7 protein-coding genes are annotated in these 5274 nt (G+C 68.4%); 5 read left to right on the forward strand and 2 right to left on the reverse strand.

The window, feature by feature from the left end; all coding sequences use genetic code 11:
- Window positions 1-820 (forward strand): ammonium transporter (locus tag ACFDSW_RS15025; RefSeq protein WP_375251083.1); only part of this gene is annotated, 820 nt, incomplete at its 5' end.
- A gap of 164 nt (window positions 821-984) precedes the next feature.
- On the opposite strand, the gene ACFDSW_RS15030 is transcribed toward ACFDSW_RS15025, so the two are convergent.
- Complete coding sequence (locus ACFDSW_RS15030) at window positions 985-1761, reverse strand: glutaminyl-peptide cyclotransferase (RefSeq protein WP_375251084.1); 777 nt, start codon at window positions 1759-1761, stop codon at window positions 985-987.
- A 192-nt stretch (window positions 1762-1953) separates the two neighbouring features.
- Window positions 1954-2802 carry a cold-shock protein gene (locus ACFDSW_RS15035; protein ID WP_375251085.1) on the reverse strand — a complete coding sequence of 283 codons (849 nt, stop codon included), beginning with the start codon at window positions 2800-2802 and terminating at the stop codon, window positions 1954-1956.
- 290 nt (window positions 2803-3092) lie between these two features.
- Here ACFDSW_RS15035 and ACFDSW_RS15040 point away from each other — a divergent pair, with 290 nt between their 5' ends.
- The 4 genes from ACFDSW_RS15040 to ACFDSW_RS15055 all read left to right on the forward strand — a co-directional run.
- Window positions 3093-3713 carry a ribonuclease D gene (locus tag ACFDSW_RS15040; protein ID WP_375251086.1) on the forward strand — a complete coding sequence of 207 codons (621 nt, stop codon included), beginning with the start codon at window positions 3093-3095 and terminating at the stop codon, window positions 3711-3713.
- Window positions 3706-4344, forward strand: a complete 639-nt coding sequence (lptC, locus tag ACFDSW_RS15045; RefSeq protein ID WP_375251087.1) for an LPS export ABC transporter periplasmic protein LptC — start codon at window positions 3706-3708, stop codon at window positions 4342-4344. The genes ACFDSW_RS15040 and lptC overlap by 8 nt, the downstream gene beginning before the upstream one ends.
- 5 nt (window positions 4345-4349) lie before the next feature.
- Window positions 4350-4895, forward strand: a complete 546-nt coding sequence (locus ACFDSW_RS15050) for an LptA/OstA family protein (RefSeq protein WP_375251088.1) — start codon at window positions 4350-4352, stop codon at window positions 4893-4895.
- A gap of 160 nt (window positions 4896-5055) precedes the next feature.
- The coding region (locus tag ACFDSW_RS15055) for an ATP-binding cassette domain-containing protein (RefSeq protein ID WP_375251089.1) at window positions 5056-5274 on the forward strand (219 nt) is incomplete at its 3' end.

The following is a 5274-nucleotide window of genomic DNA, read 5'->3' on the forward strand; positions in this document are numbered from 1 at the left end:
GTGGCTGACGATCGTCTATTTCCCGATCGCCCATATGGTGTGGGCGTCGGGCGGCCTGTTCTTCAAGATGGGCGCGCTGGACTTCGCCGGCGGCACCGTCGTCCACATCAACGCCGGCGTCTCCGCGCTGGCCGCCTCGCTGATCCTCGGCAAGCGCATCGGCTATCCGACCGAGCGGATCGTGCCGCACTCCCTGACGATGACGGGCATCGGCACCGGCCTGCTGTGGGTCGGCTGGTTCGGCTTCAACGCCGGTTCGGCGCTGGAGGCGAACGGATCGGCCGCGCTGGCGATGATCAACACCTTCGTTGCGACGGCGGCGGGCGGGTTGTTCTGGATGCTGGCGGAGCGGCTCAACGGGCACAAGGGTTCCGCGCTGGGCTTCTGCTCCGGCATCGTCGCGGGTCTGGTCGCGGTCACTCCGGCAGCGGGCAACTCCGGCCCGTTCGGCGCGATCGTGCTGGGCGCGGTCGCCTCGGTGATCTGCTTCTATGCGGTGTCGGTGCTCAAGCCGAAGCTGGGGTATGACGATGCGCTCGATGCCTTCGGTGTCCATGGCATCGGCGGCATGGTCGGCGCGATCGGGACCGCGATCGTCTACGCCCCGTCGCTCGGCGGCCCGGGCAAACCCGATTTCGCGATCGGCCATCAATTGTCGACGCAGTTGATCGCGGTCGTCACCACGATCGTCTGGGCGACGATCGGGACGATCATCGCCACCTACGCCGCCAAGGCGCTGACCGGCCTGCGGGTCAGCCAGGATGTCGAGCGCGAGGGTCTCGACCTCGGCGAGCATGGCGAGCGCGCCTACAACAATTGACGAGATTGCGGGGTGGGCTGCGGCCCGCCCCGCCCACCAGGTTCCTCCTGCGGACGCACTCAGCCCGGTACGGCAACGTACCGGGCCTTTTTTCATTCAGGGGAGAGGAACGGCCACCGGCGCACCCGCCGACGAGGCGCTGCCGATGCGCGATCGGCGGCCGGTCAACGTGGCAGGCGGATCGCGAACACCGTCGGCCAGCGCTTGCCCGTCACGAACAGGCGCTTGCCCGCCGCGTCCCAGGCGATGCCGTTCGCAACCGCCTCGGGGTCGGTCGCGCCCACCTCGGCGACGATCGCGCGCAGGTCGATCACCGCCGTCACCCGCCCGCTGCGCGGATCGATGCGCACGATGAACGGCTGATGCCACACATTGGCGAGGATCGCGCCGTCGACCGCCTCCAGCTCGTTGAGTTGCGTCAGCGGCTCGCCGGCGAAGGTGACACGCAACGTGCGCCGCACCGCCATCGTCGCCGGATCATGAAAGGTCAGCGTCGCGCTGCCATCCGAACGAATCAGGCCCTGCGCATCGTTCGTCAGGCCCCAGCCCTCGCCCTGATAGCGCATCGTGCCGCGCGGCTTCAGCGTCGTGGCATCCCAGCGGTGCGCGATGCCGTCGTGCCACGTCAGGCTGACCAACTGCCCCTTCCACGCCGCCAGTCCTTCGCCGAACTGCGTGGCGGGGATCACCGCGCGGGCGCGCACCTTGCCGGTAGCGAGATCGACACGGCGCACGTCCGATCGCCCCTCCAGCCCGACGCTCTCGATCAACTGTCCGCCGTGCCAGATCAGCCCCTCGGTGAACGCCTCGCGATCATGCGGGTAGCGCGCCACGACCACCGGCTTCACCAGCGGCGGGCGCGGCGCCGAAGCGCCCCCCTGCGGCACGGCGGCGGTGGGCCCGACCAGGGCGGCGAGCGGCAAATGGAACCAGCGAGACATCGCGCCGGTGTAGGCGAGCCGGGGTGCGGCGGCAAATAGGCGAAGGCTGTTGGCGTATCCCGTAAACGCGGGTGGCGCCCGGTGGATCGCACGGACGGGCTGCCCCGCCCGTCGATCGGACTCCTCCACAACGACAACGGCCCGCCCGGCAGGTGCCGGACGGGCCGTCATCATTGACGGAAGAGGGTGGGATCAGCCGGCCGAGGACAGGTTGACGGCGGCATATTTGCCGCGGCGATCAACCTCGATCTCGAACTCCAGGCGATCGCCCTCGTTCAGCGTCGGCATACCGGCGCGCTCGACCGCCGAGATATGAACGAACGCATCCGGCTGGCCATCGTCGCGCTGAATGAAGCCGAAGCCCTTCATCGCGTTGAAGAACTTGACGGTACCCGTCGCCTTCTCGCCGGTCAGCTGGCGCTGCGGCGCACCAGCGCCGCCACGCGCACCGCCCGGTGCGCCGCCGAAGCCACCCGCATCACGCGGCGCGCGATCCTGCACGGGCATCGGCTCACCGTCGATCTTCAGGTCGGTCGCCGAGATGCGTCCGCCGCGATCGACCAGGGTGAAACCGAGCGGCTGACCTTCCGCCAGACCGGTCAGGCCGGCCTGCTCGACCGCCGAGATGTGCACAAACACGTCTTCGCCGCCGTCGTCACGAACGATAAAGCCGAAGCCCTTCTGTCCGTTGAAGAACTTTACGACGCCGGTGCCTTCGCCAACCACCTGCGGGGGCATGCCGCGACCACCGCCGCTGAAGCCGCCACCACCGCCGCCGCCACGGAAGCCACCGCCCCCGCCGCCGCCGCCGAAGCCGCCACCACCGAAACCGCCGCCGCCGCCACGGCCACCGCCGCCAAAGCCGCCGCCACCAAAGCCACCACGATCACCACCGCCGAAGCCGCCGCGATCTTCAAAGCCGAAACCGCCGCCACCAAAGCCGCCGCCGCCGCCGAAATCGTCACCGCCGCCGCCGAAACCATCGCGCTTGTCGCGTCCACGCCCGCCGCGATTGCCGCGGCCGCCCTTGTCGTAACCCATAACCCTGTTCGTCTTCCCGGTCCGCCCGAACGTCTCAACGAGGCCACGCGCAGGACGGCGAACGCGGCTCCCCTGGCGCAGGATTCAAATGCGCCTCATGTGACCCATAACTCATCCTGCCATCGGTCGCGAATCGTTTTGCGCGTGTTTTGACGCTATTGGAGGTCGTTTGTTGCGCCGTGTCGCTTCAAAGCCACGACTTGCCGCACGTGCCGCAAAATCGCCGCGCTTCGCCCGCGCGGGATGACGCGGGCGTTGAGCGTACCCGCGCCCCTCGCTACAGCGGGGCGATGGCTGTCTATTTCCATGAGGAAGATCTGCCCGGCGACGTCTTCGCGCCCGGCACCCCGATCGCGGTGGATACCGAGACGATGGGGCTGATCACGCCGCGCGACCGGCTGTGCGTCGTGCAACTGTCCGACGGGCTGGGGGACGAGCATCTCGTCCGCTTCGCCCCCGGCAGCGATTATGCCGCGCCCCATCTGAAAGCGGTGCTGGCCGATCCGACGCGGCTGAAACTGTATCATTTCGGGCGTTTCGATATCGCGGCGCTGCGCCATTACCTCAATATCGTCGCCGCGCCGGCCTATTGCACCAAGATCGCGTCGCGGCTGGTACGCACCTATACCGATCGCCACGGCCTGAAGGAGCTGGTGCGCGAGCTGCTGGGGCAGGATATCTCGAAGCAGCAGCAATCGTCCGACTGGGGCGGCCCGGAGCTGAGCGAGGCGCAGCGCGACTATGCCGCCTCCGACGTGCGATTCCTGCATCGCCTGCGCGACGAACTCGACCGGCGGCTGGTCCGCGAGGGGCGCGCCGCGCTGGCCCAGACCTGTTTCGACTTCCTGCCGACCCGCGCCGAGCTCGATCTCGCGGGCTGGCCCGAGGTGGATATTTTCGCGCATGTCTGACGGCGCCAGCGCGGCGCGATCGCAGCGCCATCGCTGGGCGCTGCCCGGCGGCCGGCACGACCGACTGATCACGACCGCCAACTGGCTGCTACCGGTGTCGATCGGCGTGCTCGCCGCCTTTCTCGTCATGGCGCCACTGACGATGGGGGGCGATTCGTCGTTCGTGCTCGACAAGAATCGCGTCGCCGTCGCCAAGGAGCGGTTGAAGATCCAGTCCGCGCGCTACCGCGGCACCGACACCAAGGGGCAACCGTTCGCGCTGACCGCGGGATCCGCGATCCAGCGCAGCTCGGCGGAGCCGGTGGTGCGAATCGACGATCTCGCCGCCGCGATCCGCCTCACCGACGGCCCGGCGGAGGTGACGGCGCCGTCCGGTCGCTACGACATGGACAGCGAACAGGTGGCGGTCGACGGCCCGATTCGGGTCGAGGGACCGAACAACTATACGCTCAATACCGACAACGCCGTCATCGACCTCAAGAGCCGCAAGCTGGAATCGACCGGCACCGTTTCCGGCACCGCGCGACAGGGCACCTTCCGTGGTGATCGGATGCGCGCCGACCTGGAAGCGCGTACCGTGACGCTGGATGGTAATGCGCGCTTGCGGATCGACCCCGGAAAAACGAAATAGCCGCCATGTCGCCCCGCGCCGCCCTTCTGCCGCTCCTGCTGACGCTTGCCGCTCCCGCGGTGGCGCAGACGCGCCACAACACCGATGCGCCGATTGATTTCGGCGCGGACCATATCGAATTGCAGGATCGCGCCAATCGCGCGGTGCTGTCAGGCAATGTGGCGGTGAAGCAGGCGGAGATGACGCTCAACGCGGCGCGGATGACGGTCGCCTACACCGGGCAGGTCGAGAACGGCAATCCGCAGGTGTCGCGACTCGACGCCTCCGGCGGGGTGACGGTAAAGCGTCCCGACCAGATCGCGCGCAGCCAGTTCGCGGTCTACGATCTCAACCGCCGCGTCATCACGATGCTAGGCGCGGTACGGCTGACGCAGGGCAACAATACCGTCAACGGCGGGCGGCTGACGATCAATCTCGATTCGGGGCGCGCCGTGATCGACGGTTCGTCGGTCGCGGGGGGCAGCGGCAGCGGCAGCGATGCCGGCACCGTGACCCAGGCCCCGGGCGGGCGGGTGACCGGCACCTTCTCCGTTCCCCGGCGCAGCAACTGAGGCCACGCCCGATCGTGCCGGCGGGTGGTGACGGGTCGCCGTGCGACCAATCATGCATGAATCCTGCCAATCGGCGCAGTGATCGTTGCGTGTCGGGCGCCGGATGCGATAACGCGACGTGACGACGCCGACCCCGAGGAACCTTGCGCCGATGGATGTGATGACCACCCCGCTCGATCGCGTCGAGCCGATCCACGAAACGCCGGTGTCCGACGGGCTGTCCGTGGTGTCGATCGCCAAAAGCTATGACAAGCGTGTCGTGCTGACCGACGTGTCGGTATCGGTGGGGCGCGGCGAGGTGATCGGCCTGCTCGGCCCCAATGGCGCGGGCAAGACCACCTGTTTCTATTCGGTGATGGGGCTGGTGAAGCCCGATTCG

It is taken from the genome of Sphingomonas sp., from assembly GCF_042091075.1.
Taxonomy (GTDB): Bacteria; Pseudomonadota; Alphaproteobacteria; order Sphingomonadales; family Sphingomonadaceae; genus Sphingomonas.